The sequence below is a fragment of the Escherichia sp. E10V5 genome (assembly GCF_004212315.1).
Lineage (GTDB): Bacteria > Pseudomonadota > Gammaproteobacteria > Enterobacterales > Enterobacteriaceae > Escherichia.
This window is the reverse complement of record NZ_RHJM01000007.1, coordinates 167,705-186,073: the sequence shown is the minus strand read 5'-3', so window position 1 is coordinate 186,073 and position 18,369 is coordinate 167,705. Positions and strand designations below refer to the sequence as shown.

The 18,369-nt window shown below is 50.4% G+C and carries 15 protein-coding genes; 9 read left to right on the top strand and 6 right to left on the bottom strand.

The window, feature by feature from the left end; translation table 11 throughout:
- Positions 1 to 10: 10 nt before the first annotated feature.
- The 4 genes from D9738_RS06815 to D9738_RS06800 all read right to left on the bottom strand — a co-directional run bounded on the left by D9738_RS06815 (position 11) and on the right by D9738_RS06800 (position 5,110).
- On the bottom strand, positions 11 to 2,470 hold the full coding sequence (locus D9738_RS06815; protein ID WP_165383321.1) for a fimbria/pilus outer membrane usher protein: 2,460 nt from the start codon (positions 2,468 to 2,470) through the stop codon (positions 11 to 13).
- An 89-nt stretch (positions 2,471 to 2,559) separates the two neighbouring features.
- The gene (locus D9738_RS06810) at positions 2,560 to 3,126 is read right to left on the bottom strand and encodes a fimbrial protein (protein ID WP_130209862.1); all 567 of its coding nucleotides are present in this window, start codon (positions 3,124 to 3,126) and stop codon (positions 2,560 to 2,562) included.
- A gap of 388 nt (positions 3,127 to 3,514) precedes the next feature.
- Positions 3,515 to 4,798 (bottom strand): citrate synthase, encoded by a 1,284-nt coding sequence (gene gltA / locus D9738_RS06805; protein ID WP_064528891.1) that lies wholly within the window; start codon positions 4,796 to 4,798, stop codon positions 3,515 to 3,517.
- 204 nt (positions 4,799 to 5,002) lie between these two features.
- Entirely contained in the window at positions 5,003 to 5,110 is a 108-nt protein-coding gene (locus tag D9738_RS06800) for a hypothetical protein (RefSeq protein ID WP_130209864.1), read from the bottom strand.
- A gap of 380 nt (positions 5,111 to 5,490) precedes the next feature.
- On the opposite strand from D9738_RS06800, the gene sdhC reads away from it, so the two are divergent.
- The 9 genes from sdhC (at position 5,491) to D9738_RS06755 (ending at position 16,735) form a co-directional block, all read left to right on the top strand.
- Positions 5,491 to 5,895, top strand: coding sequence for a succinate dehydrogenase cytochrome b556 subunit (sdhC, locus tag D9738_RS06795; RefSeq protein WP_165383175.1), 405 nt, complete (start codon positions 5,491 to 5,493; stop codon positions 5,893 to 5,895).
- On the top strand, positions 5,889 to 6,236 hold the full coding sequence (sdhD, locus tag D9738_RS06790; RefSeq protein WP_130209866.1) for a succinate dehydrogenase membrane anchor subunit: 348 nt from the start codon (positions 5,889 to 5,891) through the stop codon (positions 6,234 to 6,236). The genes sdhC and sdhD overlap by 7 nt, the downstream gene beginning before the upstream one ends.
- Positions 6,236 to 8,002, top strand: a complete 1,767-nt coding sequence (gene sdhA, locus D9738_RS06785) for a succinate dehydrogenase flavoprotein subunit (protein WP_130259812.1) — start codon at positions 6,236 to 6,238, stop codon at positions 8,000 to 8,002. Before sdhD ends, sdhA begins: the two co-directional genes overlap by 1 nt.
- Positions 8,003 to 8,017: 15 nt before the next feature.
- Positions 8,018 to 8,734 (top strand): succinate dehydrogenase iron-sulfur subunit SdhB, encoded by a 717-nt coding sequence (gene sdhB / locus D9738_RS06780; RefSeq protein WP_130209870.1) that lies wholly within the window; start codon positions 8,018 to 8,020, stop codon positions 8,732 to 8,734.
- Positions 8,735 to 9,045: 311 nt separating this feature from the next.
- The gene (sucA, locus tag D9738_RS06775; protein WP_130259811.1) at positions 9,046 to 11,847 is read left to right on the top strand and encodes a 2-oxoglutarate dehydrogenase E1 component; all 2,802 of its coding nucleotides are present in this window, start codon (positions 9,046 to 9,048) and stop codon (positions 11,845 to 11,847) included.
- Positions 11,848 to 11,861: 14 nt separating this feature from the next.
- Positions 11,862 to 13,079 (top strand): 2-oxoglutarate dehydrogenase complex dihydrolipoyllysine-residue succinyltransferase, encoded by a 1,218-nt coding sequence (gene odhB / locus D9738_RS06770; protein ID WP_000099822.1) that lies wholly within the window; start codon positions 11,862 to 11,864, stop codon positions 13,077 to 13,079.
- A 221-nt stretch (positions 13,080 to 13,300) separates the two neighbouring features.
- Positions 13,301 to 14,467, top strand: coding sequence for an ADP-forming succinate--CoA ligase subunit beta (sucC, locus tag D9738_RS06765; protein ID WP_001048602.1), 1,167 nt, complete (start codon positions 13,301 to 13,303; stop codon positions 14,465 to 14,467).
- On the top strand, positions 14,467 to 15,336 hold the full coding sequence (gene sucD / locus D9738_RS06760; protein ID WP_000025458.1) for a succinate--CoA ligase subunit alpha: 870 nt from the start codon (positions 14,467 to 14,469) through the stop codon (positions 15,334 to 15,336). Before sucC ends, sucD begins: the two co-directional genes overlap by 1 nt.
- A gap of 241 nt (positions 15,337 to 15,577) precedes the next feature.
- Positions 15,578 to 16,735 (top strand): tetratricopeptide repeat protein, encoded by a 1,158-nt coding sequence (locus D9738_RS06755; RefSeq protein WP_171021409.1) that lies wholly within the window; start codon positions 15,578 to 15,580, stop codon positions 16,733 to 16,735.
- Between the two features lie 167 nt (positions 16,736 to 16,902).
- On the opposite strand, the gene D9738_RS24900 is transcribed toward D9738_RS06755, so the two are convergent.
- Positions 16,903 to 17,073 carry a hypothetical protein gene (locus D9738_RS24900; RefSeq protein ID WP_205712955.1) on the bottom strand — a complete coding sequence of 57 codons (171 nt, stop codon included), beginning with the start codon at positions 17,071 to 17,073 and terminating at the stop codon, positions 16,903 to 16,905.
- 39 nt (positions 17,074 to 17,112) lie between these two features.
- Positions 17,113 to 17,709, bottom strand: a complete 597-nt coding sequence (locus D9738_RS06745; protein ID WP_130259809.1) for an RtcB family protein — start codon at positions 17,707 to 17,709, stop codon at positions 17,113 to 17,115.
- Positions 17,710 to 18,369: the final 660 nt, after the last annotated feature.

The following is an 18,369-nucleotide window of genomic DNA, read 5'->3' as shown; positions in this document are numbered from 1 at the left end:
TTTTCCTTAATTAATGACAGGGGAGAATCAGACGTTTACTCATATCTTCCAGGTGCTGAGGAAGCTGAATTAAACAACGCTGTTTATCACCCCAAAGTATTGTGAATCGCTGACTTTCACCCACACCACTTAACCAGGCGTGGCCATCTTCCCCCACCATTCCGATGCTGATTCCGCTTCCTTCTTGCCGGATATCGGCGCCGAGTGGTGGGAAATGACCGCTGGAGTCGCGGATGATGACGTTGACATCTTTTCCAGAACGTGAAGCCAGCGCTTTATAGCCGATCGCACCTTCCGTCCAGGTTTCTTTGACCACGTTTTCGGATACCGTGACGCCGTTGGGCAAGTCGTTCATATTGACCGCGACAGTCGAGGGTTGGTAACTGGAGACAAACGGTACGACCGCAATGCCAAAGCGGTTGGTGTAGTCGAGATTACCCTGAATCGGAATGTCGGCTACACCGTCTGTACTAACCATAAGACGAGGTTCGTTGGTGGAGCTACGGCGATGAAACGCAGCGCCATAGCGTGTAGCAGTAAAGGAGCCACTCCAGCTGGTGCTGGCAGAGCTGTAATCATTAGCGGCGTACGTGCCAGACAGATCCCACTCGCCCGCAGAACTAAGATGCTGATAATTGCCGCTAACCTGTGCGCCATTGTCAGGGCGGTCAGATTGCAGGCCGGTCGATATTCCCCAACTGTTACGGTCATCCAGGGTATCGTTCCACGACATGCGGTGCGAGGTACTATTTTTACTGTCCTGCATGTCATAACCAATGCGGCCACCGTCACCAATAGGCAATGAAATGGACAGGTAAATCTGGTTATCACGAGCTTTGTCTTCGTAATGTGTGGTGTTAAATGAGGTTGAGACGGAAATATCTTTCCAGTCACCGATATCAACGTTAAAGCCAGCGGTAATATTGGCGGTTGTGGAGGACTCCGCATTCCACCAGGTTTGACGCAACACGTTGACGTACAGGTTGAGATTCAGCGGCGTAATGGGTTGCCCGGCGGAAAGGCTGATTGTCCTTTTTTCATCCTGAGCATCAGCGTCATTGTATTTATGATCGATATAATTGGCGTAGCTATGGAAATGGCGGTCGGAGAAACGATATGCCGCTATCGAAAGAAGACTGTCGGTGGCATCTATCCGTTTACTGTAGTTGAAGCGATAACTGTAACCTTTCTCGTCCGGTTGATTATCAAAACGACTTTTAGCCCAGGTGACGTCGAAGGAGAGCGCCCCCAGCCACAGCATATTTTGCCCTATACCCAGCGCGCCAGAATGATAATCGTCCCCGGCTAGAATCAACCCGCCATACAGTGAAGTATTGGAGAGCACCCCCCAAGAAGCTTCATTACTTAAAAACGTTTCGTTTTCAGTATGATGAGACAACGAAGGACGCGGACGACCCGCTGCAAGTTTATAACGCACCTGCCCCTGGCGGGTCAGAAAAGGCGTTGATGCTGCGGATACCTGGAAATTATTAACCCGACCATCTTCCTCCGTCACTTTGACATCCAGTGTGCCTTGAACTGACTGATTCAGGTCATCAATGATAAACGGGCCAGGCGGGACTTTTTTCTGATAAATGACGCGTCCGGTATGGCTTATGGTGACGGTAGCGTTAGTTTGCGCCACACCGCTAATTTGCGGTGCGTATCCGCGTAATTCCCAGGGAAGCATTCGGTCATCGCTGGTCAGGGCGGCACCGGTATACGAAAAACCGTCAAAAATATTGGAGCTGAGATCGGTTTCGCCAAGCGTTAATCTGGAGCCTTGTTGTGGTAGCGGGCGAAACAGATAGGTTCGGGAAATGGCCCCGGATTGATTATGCACATCACCATTGTCGGACTGGTTGAGCTGGTAATCGCTACGCAAACGCCATGCTCCGGCGTTAATACCCGTTGTACCGTAAGCATTCAGATTGGTATTACTGCTCCCTTCCTGCGGACGATAAGTGCTGGCAAACAGGTTGTAGTCCAGCAAGATACCCGAAACTCCGGCATCCCATGTTTCAGGCGGCGCCCAGTTGTCTGAATGCCATGCCAGCCAGGCTTGTGGAATCGTGATATTAAGTTGTTGGTTGGTCTGATCAAACGTAAAGACGATTTCCGGCAGGCCGCTAAAATCAAAACACTGATTAACCTGCGGCAATGTCTGGCGGATTTTTTCTTTAAGGCCAAATTTACTCAACAGGGAATCATTGATACAGGGAATTGTTTTGTCGTTGGCTTTTTGCCAGTGAATAGATTGCCCACTGCTGATTTGAATATTATTAACAACGACGCTAACAAAATAATCACCGGGGACGATAGCGCCTTTTTCATTGAGCAGAGAAATATCAACGCTATCGCGCATCGATTTATCAAGGACGTTAAGGTTAAACTCCACTGCCAATGCAGAGGGGATAGCCATTGTCAGGCAGGATAAAACAGAAACTCGGTAAATATTCACGGCATCCATACCTGATAAATATTTGAAGAAAGGCGGCTAACTTGCCGCCGTAATACGTCGCTGTCATATGTATAGATTAATCAATGACGACGCGGTGATTATTTATAATCCAGCACATAGGTCGCGTTGGCAGTGACTTCACCCGCCGTCACGGGAGTGCCGTTATCAATCTGCTCCATCCAGGCGAAGAAGTTTAGTGTTTGTTCTGTGGCTGTTGGTTCCAGCCCAATATCTGGACTTTCTGAACCCAGAGTGATGTTGGACTGGTCTTTGTTCATTAAGCGCACGCCAACACCAGTGGCTTCACCAGCGCTGGTGTTACTGAGCATTGGTGAGGCTCCCGTGGTTTTCGCCGAACTGTCAAAGGTTACTGAGACTTTTGATACTACGGAACCAGAACCGTTATCGGAATTTGGCAGGTCACAGTTAACTAAATGAATATCGACAGGCGTTAATGCACTGTGATGATCCTGGTTGATGCGGGTCTTGGTCACCTCACCAAGATTTACTTGTTTATCAATGTCTTCTTGCTTAATTTCACAAGGCGCTTCAATAACTTCACCTTTAAAGTGAATTTCACCAGAGCCTTCATTTGCAGCATAAACAGGGGCTGAAATTAACAGAGATACGGCCAGCGCCGCCAGTGTTTTTTGTCCTTTAAACATAACGGAGTCCTTTAAGGAAATAGAAAAAGTATAGCGGTACCAGAATAACTTACTTGAATATCAAATGTTTTTAGTTTTACTTAAAAACATTGTTAACTGTATTAAACACAAGGCCAATTAATTGATGCGGTGAATTAATTGCTTAATGAAAAGGATGCAGGGTTATTAGATATTTTCCTCATTTTCATGAGGTTAAAAATGTTGCTATCTGGAGAGGGTAATAAAAAACCATTAAATTGCTCATAAAATGAGCTGTGTTATTTTTTTACAATATCTATGTTGGTCCGATAATGGATTTTATCTTTACAATTTTTTGTGTTTAGGCAAATAAAAATAACCCGCCATAGAAAAGACGGGTTAGAAGGATTTACTGTCAGGCAATCAATGGTTAACGCTTGATGTCGCTTTTAAAGTCGCGTTTTTCGTAACCAGTGTAAAGCTGACGCGGACGGGCAATCTTCATGCCGTCACTATGCATTTCGCTCCAGTGAGCGATCCAGCCAACGGTACGGGCCATGGCGAAGATGACGGTGAACATGGAAGACGGAATGCCCATCGCTTTCAGGATGATACCAGAGTAGAAATCGACGTTCGGGTACAGTTTCTTCTCGATAAAGTACGGGTCGTTCAGCGCGATGTTTTCCAGCTCCATGGCCACTTCCAGCAGGTCATCTTTGGTACCCAGCTCTTTCAGCACTTCATGGCAGGTTTCACGCATTACAGTCGCGCGCGGGTCGTAGTTTTTGTACACACGGTGACCGAAGCCCATCAGACGGAAAGAGTCATTTTTGTCTTTCGCACGACGAACAAATTCCGGAATGTGTTTAACCGAGCTGATTTCTTCCAGCATTTTCAGTGCAGCTTCGTTGGCGCCGCCGTGTGCTGGTCCCCACAGAGAAGCAATACCTGCCGCGATACAGGCAAACGGGTTTGCGCCCGAAGAACCTGCGGTACGTACGGTAGAAGTAGAGGCGTTTTGTTCGTGGTCCGCATGCAGGATCAGAATACGGTCCATCGCGCGTTCCAGAATCGGATTGACTTCATACGGTTCGCACGGCGTGGAGAACATCATGTGCAGGAAGTTTCCAGCGTAGGAGAGGTCATTACGCGGGTAAACAAACGGCTGCCCGATGGAATATTTGTAGCACATTGCTGCCATGGTCGGCATTTTCGACAACAGGCGGAACGCGGCGATTTCACGATGGCGCGGGTTATTGACGTCCAGAGAGTCATGATAAAACGCCGCCAGCGCACCAGTAATACCGCACATTACCGCCATCGGATGCGAGTCGCGACGGAAAGCGTGGAACAGACGGGTAATCTGCTCGTGGATCATGGTATGACGGGTCACCGTCGTTTTGAACTCGTCATACTGTTCCTGGGTTGGTTTTTCACCATTCAACAGGATGTAGCAAACTTCCAGGTAGTTAGAATCGGTTGCCAGCTGATCGATCGGGAAGCCACGATGCAGCAAAATACCTTCATCACCATCAATAAAAGTAATTTTAGATTCGCAGGATGCTGTTGAAGTGAAACCAGGGTCAAAGGTGAATACGCCTTTTGAACCAAGCGTACGGATATCGATAACATCTTGACCTAGCGTGCCTTTCAGCACATCCAGTTCAACAGCTGTGTTCCCATTGAGGGTGAGTTTTGCTTTTGTATCAGCCATTTAAGGTCTCCTTAGCGCCTTATTGCATAAGACTGCCGGAACTTAAATTTGCCTTCGCACATCAACCTGGCTTTACCCGTTTGTTATTTGGCTCGCCGCTCTGTGGAAGAGAGGAAACCTGGGTACAGAGCTCTGGGCGCTTGCAGGTAAAGAATTCATTGATGACGAATAAACGGCGAATCAAGCACTTAGCAATCCGAATTATTAAACCTGTCTATCACTAATAACTGTCTCGAATGGATTGGTCAATACTTCTACACTGTTACATAAGTTAATCTTCGGTGAAATAGTGACCCCATAACTTTTACGCATTATATGCTTTTCCTGGTAATGTTTGTAACAACTTTGTTGAATGATTGTCAAATGCGATGGTTAAAAATTAAATAAATGTTGTTATCGTGACCCAGATCACTGTTCCGGATAAAACCAGACAAACTATATGTAGGTTAATTGTAATGATTTTGTGAACAGCCTATACTGCCGCCAGGTCTCCGGAACACCCTGCAATCCCGAGCCACCCAGCGTTGTAACGTGTCGTTTTCGCATCTGGAAGCAGTGTTTTGCATGACGCGCAGTTATAGAAAGGACGCTGTCTGACCCGCAAGCAGACCGGAGGAAGGAAATCCCGACGTCTCCAGGTAACAGAAAGTTATCCTCTGTACCCGTAGTCCCCAGGGAATAATAAGAACAGCATGTGGGCGTTATTCATGATAAGAAATGTGAAAAAACAAAGACCTGTTAATCTGGACCTACAGACCATCCGGTTCCCCATCACGGCGATAGCGTCCATTCTTCATCGCGTTTCCGGTGTGATTACGTTTGTTGCAGTGGGCATCCTGCTGTGGCTTCTGGGTACCAGCCTCTCTTCCCCTGAAGGTTTCGAGCAAGCTTCCGCCATTATGGGCAGCTTCTTCGTGAAATTTATCATGTGGGGCATCCTTACCGCTCTGGCATATCACGTCGTCGTAGGTATTCGCCACATGATGATGGATTTTGGCTATCTGGAAGAAACATTCGAAGCGGGTAAACGCTCTGCCAAAATCTCCTTTGTCATTACTGTCGTGCTTTCAATTCTTGCAGGAGTCCTCGTATGGTAAGCAACGCCTCCGCATTAGGACGCAATGGCGTACATGATTTCATCCTCGTTCGCGCTACTGCTATCGTCCTGACGCTTTACATCATTTATATGGTCGGTTTTTTTGCTATCAGTGGCGAACTGACATATGACGTCTGGATTGGTTTCTTTGCCTCTGCGTTCACTAAAGTCTTCACTCTGCTGGCACTGTTTTCCATTTTGATCCATGCCTGGATCGGCATGTGGCAGGTGTTGACCGACTACGTTAAACCACTGGCCTTGCGCCTGATTCTGCAACTGGTGATTGTCGTTGCACTGGTGGTTTACGTGATTTATGGATTCGTTGTGGTGTGGGGTGTGTGATGAAATTGCCAGTCAGAGAATTTGATGCAGTTGTGATTGGTGCCGGAGGCGCAGGTATGCGCGCGGCGCTACAAATTTCCCAGAGCGGCCAGACCTGTGCGCTGCTCTCTAAAGTTTTCCCGACCCGTTCCCATACCGTGTCTGCGCAGGGCGGTATTACCGTGGCGCTGGGTAATACCCATGAAGATAACTGGGAATGGCATATGTACGACACCGTAAAAGGGTCGGACTATATCGGTGACCAGGACGCGATTGAATATATGTGTAAAACCGGGCCGGAAGCGATTCTGGAACTGGAACATATGGGCTTGCCGTTCTCGCGCCTTGATGATGGTCGTATCTATCAACGTCCGTTTGGCGGTCAGTCGAAAAACTTCGGCGGCGAGCAGGCGGCACGTACTGCGGCGGCTGCCGACCGTACTGGTCACGCACTGCTGCACACGCTTTATCAGCAGAACCTGAAAAACCACACCACTATTTTCTCCGAATGGTATGCGCTGGATCTGGTGAAAAACGCCGATGGCGCGGTGGTTGGTTGTACCGCACTGTGTATCGAAACGGGTGAAGTGGTTTACTTTAAAGCTCGCGCTACCGTGCTGGCGACTGGCGGGGCAGGGCGTATTTATCAGTCCACCACTAACGCCCACATTAACACTGGCGACGGTGTCGGCATGGCTATCCGTGCAGGCGTACCGGTGCAGGATATGGAAATGTGGCAGTTCCACCCGACAGGTATTGCAGGTGCGGGCGTACTGGTAACCGAAGGTTGCCGTGGTGAAGGCGGTTATCTGCTGAACAAACATGGCGAACGCTTTATGGAGCGTTATGCGCCGAACGCCAAAGACCTGGCGGGCCGTGACGTGGTGGCGCGTTCCATCATGATCGAAATCCGTGAAGGTCGCGGCTGTGATGGTCCGTGGGGGCCACACGCGAAACTGAAACTTGACCACCTGGGTAAAGAAGTTCTCGAATCCCGTCTGCCGGGTATCCTGGAACTCTCCCGTACCTTCGCTCACGTCGATCCGGTGAAAGAGCCGATTCCGGTAATCCCAACCTGTCACTACATGATGGGCGGTATTCCGACTAAAGTGACCGGTCAGGCGCTGACCGTGAACGAGAAAGGCGAAGATGTGGTGATCCCAGGGCTGTTCGCGGTAGGTGAAATTGCCTGCGTATCCGTACACGGCGCCAACCGTCTGGGCGGCAACTCGCTGCTGGACCTGGTGGTATTTGGTCGTGCGGCGGGTCTGCATCTGCAAGAGTCTATTGCCGAGCAGGGCGTACTGCGCGATGCCAGCGAGTCTGATGTTGAAGCGTCTCTCAATCGCCTGAACCGCTGGAATAACAACCGTAACGGTGAAGATCCGGTGGCGATTCGTAAAGCGCTGCAAGAATGTATGCAGCATAACTTCTCGGTCTTCCGTGAAGGTGATGCGATGGCGAAAGGTCTTGAGCAGTTGAAAGTTATCCGCGAGCGTTTGAAAAATGCCCGCCTGGATGACACTTCCAGCGAGTTCAACACCCAGCGCGTTGAGTGCCTGGAACTGGATAACCTGATGGAAACGGCGTATGCAACGGCTGTTTCTGCCAACTTCCGTACCGAAAGCCGTGGCGCGCATAGCCGCTTCGACTTCCCGGATCGCGATGATGAAAACTGGCTGTGCCACTCCCTGTATCTGCCAGAGTCGGAATCCATGACGCGCCGAAGCGTCAACATGGAACCGAAACTGCGCCCGGCATTCCCGCCGAAGATTCGTACTTACTAATGCGGAGACAGGAAAATGAGACTCGAGTTTTCAATTTATCGCTATAACCCGGATGTTGATGATGCTCCGCGTATGCAGGATTACATCCTGGAAGCGGATGAAGGTCGCGACATGATGCTGCTGGATGCGCTTATCCAGTTGAAAGAGAAAGATCCCAGCCTGTCGTTCCGCCGCTCCTGCCGTGAAGGGGTATGTGGTTCCGACGGTCTGAACATGAACGGTAAGAATGGTCTGGCCTGTATTACCCCAATTTCGGCACTCAACCAGCCGGGTAAGAAAATTGTAATTCGCCCGTTACCTGGTTTACCGGTTGTCCGCGATTTGGTGGTAGACATGGGACAATTCTATGCGCAATATGAGAAAATCAAACCTTACCTGTTGAATAATGGGCAAAATCCGCCAGCTCGCGAGCATTTACAGATGCCAGAGCAGCGCGAAAAACTCGACGGGCTGTATGAATGTATTCTCTGCGCATGTTGTTCAACCTCTTGTCCGTCTTTCTGGTGGAATCCCGATAAGTTTATCGGCCCGGCAGGCTTGTTAGCGGCATATCGTTTCCTGATCGATAGCCGTGATACCGAGACTGACGAGCGCCTCGACGGTTTGAGTGATGCATTCAGTGTATTCCGCTGTCACAGCATCATGAACTGCGTCAGTGTATGTCCGAAAGGGCTGAACCCGACGCGCGCCATCGGCCATATCAAGTCGATGTTATTGCAGCGTAATGCATAAACCGTAGGCCTGATAAGACGCGTAAGCGTCGCATCAGGCAACCAGAGCCGGATGCGGCGTGAACGCCTTATCCGGCCTACAAGTCATTACCCGTAGGCCTGATAAGCGCAGCGCATCAGGCGTAACAAAGAAATGCAGGAAATCTTTAAAAACTGCCCCTGACACTAAGACAGTTTTTAAAGGTTCCTTAGCGGACGCAGAAAACACGACAAGTCCGCAACAAGTGAACCCCGGCACGCACATCTGATGTGAAATGTGCGTGGTAGTATCCACGGCGAAGTAAGCATAAAAAAGATGCTTAAGGGATCACGATGCAGAACAGCGCTTTGAAAGCCTGGTTGGACTCTTCTTACCTCTCTGGCGCAAACCAGAGCTGGATAGAACAGCTCTATGAAGACTTCTTAACCGATCCTGACTCGGTTGACGCTAACTGGCGTTCGACGTTCCAGCAGTTACCTGGTACGGGAGTCAAACCGGATCAATTCCACTCTCAAACGCGTGAATATTTCCGCCGCCTGGCGAAAGACGCTTCACGTTACTCTTCAACGATCTCCGACCCTGACACCAATGTGAAGCAGGTTAAAGTCCTGCAGCTCATTAACGCATACCGCTTCCGTGGTCACCAGCATGCGAATCTCGATCCGCTGGGACTGTGGCAGCAAGATAAAGTGGCCGATCTGGATCCTTCTTTCCACGATCTGACCGAAGCAGACTTCCAGGAGACCTTCAACGTCGGTTCATTTGCCAGCGGCAAAGAAACCATGAAACTTGGCGAACTGCTGGAAGCCCTCAAGCAAACCTACTGCGGCCCGATTGGCGCCGAGTATATGCACATTACCAGCACCGAAGAAAAACGCTGGATCCAACAGCGTATCGAGTCTGGTCGCGCGACGTTCAATAGCGAAGAGAAAAAACGCTTCTTAAGTGAACTGACCGCCGCTGAAGGTCTTGAACGTTACCTCGGCGCAAAATTCCCTGGCGCAAAACGCTTCTCGCTGGAAGGCGGTGACGCGTTAATCCCGATGCTTAAAGAGATGATCCGCCACGCTGGCAACAGCGGCACCCGCGAAGTGGTTCTCGGGATGGCGCACCGTGGTCGTCTGAACGTGCTGGTGAACGTGCTGGGTAAAAAACCGCAAGACTTGTTCGACGAGTTTGCCGGTAAACATAAAGAACACCTTGGCACAGGCGACGTGAAATACCACATGGGCTTCTCGTCTGACTTCCAGACCGATGGCGGCCTGGTGCACCTGGCGCTGGCGTTTAACCCGTCTCACCTTGAGATTGTAAGCCCGGTCGTTATCGGTTCTGTTCGTGCCCGTCTGGACAGGTTGGATGAGCCGAGCAGCAACAAAGTCCTGCCAATTACCATCCACGGTGACGCCGCAGTGACCGGACAGGGCGTGGTTCAGGAAACCCTGAACATGTCGAAAGCGCGTGGTTATGAAGTTGGCGGTACGGTACGTATCGTTATCAACAACCAGGTTGGTTTCACCACCTCTAATCCGCTGGATGCCCGTTCTACGCCGTACTGTACTGATATCGGCAAGATGGTTCAGGCACCGATTTTCCACGTTAACGCGGACGATCCGGAAGCCGTTGCCTTTGTGACCCGTCTGGCGCTCGATTTCCGTAACACCTTTAAACGTGATGTCTTCATCGACCTGGTGTGCTACCGCCGTCACGGCCACAACGAAGCCGACGAGCCGAGCGCAACCCAGCCGCTGATGTATCAGAAAATTAAAAAACATCCGACGCCGCGCAAAATCTACGCTGACAAGCTGGAGCAGGAAAAAGTGGCGACGCTGGAAGATGCCACCGAGATGGTTAACCTGTACCGCGATGCGCTGGATGCTGGCGATTGCGTAGTGGCAGAGTGGCGTCCGATGAACATGCACTCTTTCACTTGGTCGCCATACCTCAACCACGAATGGGACGAAGAGTACCCGAACAAAGTTGATATGAAGCGCCTGCAGGAGCTGGCTAAACGCATCAGTACGGTGCCGGAAGCAGTTGAAATGCAGTCTCGTGTTGCCAAGATTTATGGCGACCGCCAGGCGATGGCAGCCGGTGAGAAACTGTTCGACTGGGGCGGCGCGGAAAACCTCGCTTACGCCACGCTGGTTGATGAAGGAATTCCGGTTCGCCTGTCGGGTGAAGACTCCGGTCGCGGTACCTTCTTCCACCGCCACGCGGTGATCCACAATCAGTCTAATGGTTCCACTTACACGCCGCTGCAACATATCCATAACGGCCAGGGCGCATTTCGTGTCTGGGACTCCGTACTGTCTGAAGAAGCCGTGCTGGCGTTTGAATATGGTTATGCCACCGCAGAACCACGCACCCTGACCATCTGGGAAGCGCAGTTCGGTGACTTCGCCAACGGCGCACAGGTGGTTATCGACCAGTTCATCTCCTCTGGCGAACAGAAATGGGGCCGGATGTGTGGCCTGGTGATGTTGCTGCCGCACGGTTACGAAGGGCAGGGGCCAGAGCACTCCTCCGCGCGTCTGGAACGTTATCTGCAACTTTGCGCTGAGCAAAACATGCAGGTGTGCGTACCGTCTACCCCGGCACAGGTTTACCACATGCTGCGTCGTCAGGCGCTGCGCGGGATGCGTCGTCCGCTGGTCGTGATGTCGCCGAAATCCCTGCTGCGTCATCCGCTGGCGGTTTCCAGCCTCGAAGAACTGGCGAACGGCACCTTCCTGCCAGCCATCGGTGAAATCGACGAGCTTGATCCGAAGGGCGTGAAGCGCGTAGTGATGTGTTCTGGTAAGGTTTATTACGACCTGCTGGAACAACGTCGTAAGAACAATCAACACGATGTCGCCATTGTGCGTATCGAGCAACTCTACCCGTTCCCGCATAAAGCGATGCAGGAAGTGTTGCAGCAGTTTGCTCACGTCAAGGATTTTGTCTGGTGCCAGGAAGAGCCGCTCAACCAGGGCGCATGGTACTGCAGCCAGCATCATTTCCGTGAAGTGATTCCGTTTGGGGCTTCTCTGCGTTATGCAGGCCGCCCGGCCTCCGCCTCTCCGGCGGTAGGGTATATGTCCGTTCACCAGAAACAGCAACAAGATCTGGTTAATGACGCGCTGAACGTCGAATAAATAAAGGATACACAATGAGTAGCGTAGATATTCTGGTCCCTGACCTGCCTGAATCCGTAGCCGATGCCACCGTCGCAACCTGGCATAAAAAACCCGGCGACGCAGTCGTACGTGATGAAGTGCTGGTAGAAATCGAAACTGACAAAGTGGTACTGGAAGTACCGGCATCAGCAGACGGCATTCTGGATGCGGTTCTGGAAGATGAAGGTACAACCGTAACGTCTCGTCAGATCCTTGGTCGCCTGCGTGAAGGCAACAGTGCTGGTAAAGAAACCAGCGCCAAATCTGAAGAGAAAGCGTCCACTCCGGCACAACGCCAACAGGCGTCTCTGGAAGAGCAAAACAACGATGCGTTAAGCCCGGCGATCCGTCGCCTGCTGGCTGAACACAATCTTGACGCCAGCGCCATTAAAGGCACCGGTGTGGGTGGTCGTCTGACCCGTGAAGATGTGGAAAAACATCTGGCGAAAGCCCCAGCGAAAGAGTCTGCTCCGGCAGCGGCTGCTCCGGCGGCGCAACCGGCCCTGGCTGCACGTAGCGAAAAACGTGTCCCGATGACTCGCCTGCGTAAGCGTGTGGCAGAGCGTCTGCTGGAAGCGAAAAACTCCACCGCTATGCTGACCACGTTCAACGAAGTCAACATGAAGCCGATTATGGATCTGCGTAAGCAGTACGGTGAAGCGTTTGAAAAACGCCACGGCATCCGTTTGGGCTTTATGTCCTTCTACGTGAAAGCGGTGGTTGAAGCCCTGAAACGTTATCCGGAAGTGAACGCGTCTATCGACGGCGATGATGTGGTTTACCACAACTATTTCGACGTCAGCATGGCGGTTTCTACGCCGCGCGGCCTGGTGACGCCGGTACTGCGTGATGTCGATACCCTCGGCATGGCAGACATCGAGAAGAAAATCAAAGAACTGGCCATTAAAGGCCGTGACGGCAAGCTGACGGTTGAAGATCTGACTGGTGGTAACTTCACCATCACCAACGGTGGTGTGTTCGGTTCCCTGATGTCTACGCCTATCATCAACCCGCCGCAGAGCGCAATTCTGGGTATGCACGCTATCAAAGATCGTCCGATGGCAGTGAATGGTCAGGTTGAGATCCTGCCGATGATGTACCTGGCGCTGTCCTACGATCACCGTCTGATCGATGGTCGCGAATCCGTGGGCTTCCTGGTAACGATCAAAGAGTTGCTGGAAGATCCGACGCGTCTGCTGCTGGACGTATAGTAGTTTAAGTTTCACCTGCACTGTAGACCGGATTAGACATTATCGCCTTCTCCGGCATTTGAAGCCTGATGCGACGCTTAACGCGTCTTATCAGGCCTACGGGGACTACCGATGTAGGTCGGATAAGGCGCTTGCGCCGCATCCGACAATGCCCGGAAGCGATACGAAATATTCGGTCTACGGTTTAAAAGATAACGATTACTGAAGGATGGACAGAACACATGAACTTACATGAATATCAGGCAAAACAACTGTTTGCCCGCTATGGCTTACCAGCACCGGTGGGTTATGCCTGTACTACTCCGCGCGAAGCAGAAGAAGCCGCTTCAAAAATCGGTGCCGGTCCGTGGGTAGTGAAATGTCAGGTTCACGCTGGTGGCCGCGGTAAAGCGGGCGGTGTGAAAGTTGTAAACAGCAAAGAAGACATCCGTGCTTTTGCAGAAAACTGGCTGGGCAAGCGTCTGGTAACGTATCAAACAGATGCTAATGGCCAACCGGTTAACCAGATTCTGGTTGAAGCGGCGACCGATATCGCTAAAGAGCTGTATCTTGGTGCTGTTGTAGACCGTAGTTCCCGTCGCGTGGTCTTTATGGCCTCCACCGAAGGCGGCGTGGAAATCGAAAAAGTGGCGGAAGAAACTCCGCACCTGATCCACAAAGTTGCGCTTGATCCGCTGACTGGCCCGATGCCATATCAGGGACGCGAGCTGGCGTTCAAACTGGGTCTGGAAGGTAAACTGGTTCAGCAGTTCACCAAAATCTTCATGGGCCTGGCGACCATTTTCCTGGAGCGCGATCTGGCACTGATCGAAATCAACCCGCTTGTTATCACCAAACAGGGCGATCTGATTTGCCTCGACGGCAAACTGGGCGCTGACGGTAACGCACTGTTCCGCCAACCTGATCTGCGCGAAATGCGTGACCAGTCGCAGGAAGATCCGCGTGAAGCACAAGCTGCACAGTGGGAACTGAACTACGTTGCGCTGGACGGCAACATCGGTTGTATGGTTAACGGCGCAGGTCTGGCGATGGGCACCATGGACATCGTTAAACTGCACGGTGGCGAACCAGCTAACTTCCTGGACGTTGGCGGCGGCGCAACCAAAGAACGTGTAACCGAAGCATTCAAAATCATCCTCTCTGACGACAAAGTGAAAGCCGTTCTGGTTAACATCTTCGGCGGTATCGTTCGTTGCGACCTGATCGCTGACGGTATCATCGGCGCGGTAGCGGAAGTGGGTGTTAACGTACCGGTCGTGGTACGTCTGGAAGGTAACAACGCCGAACTTGGCGCGAAGAAACTGGCTGACAGCGGCCTGAATATTATTGCAGCAAAAGGTCTGACGGATGCAGCTCAGCAGGTTGTTGCCGCAGTGGAGGGGAAATAATGTCCATTTTAATTGATAAAAACACCAAGGTTATCTGCCAGGGCTTTACTGGTAGCCAGGGGACTTTCCACTCTGAACAAGCCATTGCATACGGCACCAAAATGGTTGGCGGCGTAACCCCAGGCAAAGGCGGCACCACCCACCTCGGCCTGCCTGTGTTCAACACCGTGCGTGAAGCTGTTGCTGCTACTGGCGCTACCGCTTCTGTTATCTACGTACCGGCTCCGTTCTGCAAAGACTCCATTCTGGAAGCTATTGATGCAGGCATCAAACTGATTATCACCATCACTGAAGGCATCCCGACGCTGGATATGCTGACTGTGAAAGTGAAACTGGACGAAGCAGGCGTTCGTATGATCGGCCCGAACTGCCCGGGCGTTATCACCCCGGGCGAATGCAAAATCGGTATTCAGCCGGGTCACATTCACAAACCGGGTAAAGTGGGTATCGTTTCCCGTTCCGGTACACTGACCTATGAAGCGGTTAAACAGACCACGGATTACGGTTTCGGTCAGTCGACCTGTGTCGGTATCGGCGGCGACCCGATCCCTGGCTCTAACTTTATCGACATCCTCGAAATGTTCGAAAAAGATCCGCAGACCGAAGCGATCGTGATGATCGGTGAGATCGGCGGTAGCGCTGAAGAAGAAGCGGCTGCGTACATCAAAGAGCACGTTACCAAGCCAGTTGTGGGTTACATCGCTGGTGTGACTGCGCCGAAAGGCAAACGTATGGGCCACGCGGGTGCGATCATTGCCGGTGGTAAAGGGACTGCGGATGAGAAATTCGCTGCTCTGGAAGCCGCAGGCGTGAAAACCGTTCGCAGCCTGGCGGATATCGGTGAAGCACTGAAAACTGTTCTGAAATAAATATCTGTAATAAGAAATAGCCCTCGCCGCTTCCCTCTACAGGAATGGCGAAGGGCTGTCGGTTTCGACATGGTTGGCCATCGTATGATGGCCTTTTTTATTCAGGCGCTAATCTGAAAAGTTTGCCCACTGCTTTTTTTCCCCATCCTCTGCGCAATAATGCCCGGCGAAATATCTCCTCTCCGTTCTATAAAAGGATTTATACATGAAGAAAATTGTTCTGCCGGTTGCTCTGGCCCTGATGGGTATCAATGTGGGCGCTTATGCCGCCGATGTAAGCATCGATATTTTAAGTGCGACAGTGAAAGATAAACGCATTGAGGGGGCATCGGTGACGCTGCAACGCAATGGTGCGCAATCTGTTTCTGGTATCACAAATGCATCGGGCAGCGTTAGTCTGGGTTCTACATTTGCTGATTCTCAAGATGCTTTATTAATCGTCAAAAAAGAGGGTTATTCCAATCTGGTGGTCAAATGCCCGTGTGCTGGCATGACTTATGCACTCAGTCCCGTGATGACTAATCTTGATGGCATGCGTGTAGTATTGAGCTGGGGCGAAAAGCCTTTTGATCTTGATTCGCATTTGCTCTTCCCTGGCGGACATATCTATTTTGATAGTAAAGATGGGGCTGATGCCAATCTGGATGTTGATGATACTGACAGCTATGGACCAGAAACCATCACCATCAGCAAAAAGCATTTTGGCGAAAGTTACATCTATGCCGTGCAGGACTATAGCAATAAAGGATTACCCAACAGTAATTATCTCTCTGACAGTAAGGCAAAAGTGTTTGTCTATGTAGGGAGTTCCCTGGTTCGTAGTTATAGCGTTCCCGTTGGAGAACGAGGGAACATCTGGACCGTATTTAAACTCAATCCAAACGGCGAGTTTGAAGATATCAACTCTGTTACCAGCGCCAACTTTAACGATACCACATCAGGCGTCAGAGATTTAGCCACTGTGATAATGCCTGCGACGGGTTCTTCAACTCCGGCTTCGCCTGCGGTGCAAAACAGTGGAGATACTCAACTTGCAAGAAAATATAATCGTGAAGGAGAAGCTGTTTATAAAACCGGTCAACTTGAGCAAGCCATTCAACTCTTCCAGCAGGCCACAGAATTAGATGGCAATTACGGTCAGGCATTTAGTAACCTGGGGCTGGCTTATCAGAAAAATGGCAACATAGCGGAAGCGATTTGGGCAAATCGTAAAGCGATTTCGTTAGCGAGTGGGGCAAATGCGGCGACAACGCGCGCTAACTCCTACTATAACATTGCCAAAATATATGAAACGTCGGGCCAGAATGCCGATGCATTGCAGCATTATCAACTCGCTTATGCGGAAAAAAATAAGCCCTCTTATGAAGAGGCTATCGCACGGGTAAAAGCGAAAATGTAGCGGTTAGCAAACAGGAGGCTATGTGGTTTTAGCCTCCTTACCCCCAGGCCCGCCGGAATATAGTAATCTTCGTTTTTAACATTCAACGTCCAGATCCCGCTTGAGCGTAAAAACCAGCCTTTAGACATTTTATAAATGATGAAGGGCTGAAAAGTGGTTGATGCCACCTACTCACGATCGTTATCGCCAGCAAAGCTTTTATGCCATTGCACCAGACCCACCTTCAACCATTTTGGCGACCAATCAACCGCTACCGCCGCCAGGCCTGTTTGCCATTTTCCCGTGCCTAATTCCTCGTTTTCCGCACTGTTGGCTGTAATCAATGGCCCAATGCCCAATCAGATACCTCTATATCCGATTGGGTTTTGTTAATTGCGTTACCCCTTAAATGTTAACCACGGTCGAAATCTGACCGCTGACTGAATTAATCCGGCTTCTTGTTGGGCTTCGATAACCGGACCAATATCTTTATAAGCAGCAGGCGCTTCTTCAAGACGTCGTTCTTCACGCAATGTGACGCATTGCCACGGCAACGTTGACTCTTCAGTCGCGCGCGAGCGCATGGCCTGCCGACGCTGGCTGCGTCCAGCTCCGTGACTGCAAGACCACAGCCACTCCGGGTTGCCGCAACCTACCGCAAGCCACGAATAATCGCCCATTGAACCGGGGATTAATGCCAGATCGCCCGCGCGTGCCGGCGTTGAGGCCACCACTGCGCCAACGGGGACGCCATTGCCGGGGTGAAAATCTGGCGTCGCGCACGTCTGGCGTACATAACCTGGATGATCTGGTAGCTTCACTTCTGCAAAATCAAGCAGTTGTGTCACTGCTTTTTCTTCTAGCGGCAGTTCGTCCGGCAGCAGTACGCGGGCACTGGCACCTGATTGACGAGATAATGAAACAATATTGTTGGCGCGGGAAAGTTGGATCCCTTTGCGCAGAAAGGCTTTATCAAGCCTCGAAAGATGATGCATAACGCTGTCCTGAAATATAGACGTTAATCAACCCCCTGTATTGCGAGGGTAATTTTGTCTTTCCGGTCAGCAGCCAGCAAAAAGGAAAGAAAACGCGCGTAGTGTATTCAGCAATGACGATGAATACAAGATAAAAATGCCGAGTGCCAAAGAGGGTTGTTGTTATAAAGGAGGTGAATTATCGACACCGGATTGTAAAATATGAAAAATGATAATTCCCAGAATATATATTTTAAGAGTTGTTTTTACGCCTGTTCTTACGGCGGTAACTATCCATTGCTTGCCGTTTTTTAATTATCAAAGTGGGAGTAAAATAAATGAATTATTGATGATAATACAACATGTTTTTATGACAAATAATGAAGATCTTATTTTAAATATCATCGTGTTATGCGCACTGCGTGGTGTCGGGTTACCTGGTGTTATGCTAATGTCTGGTTGTTATTAACGCATTTCTCAGATAATTAAATTATAGACATCTTGCAATCTCATCATATTCATATGTTCAAATGAGAAAATATTTTGCCAACAATATCACTTTTTCCAAAAGTTAAATTAAGCATATTGAAATCGCATACAAAGCGTTGGCAGTTTTTTTTGAATTTACATTCAGGGTGAATATTCCAGAACAAATGAAATTCACCAAATGAATTGATAATG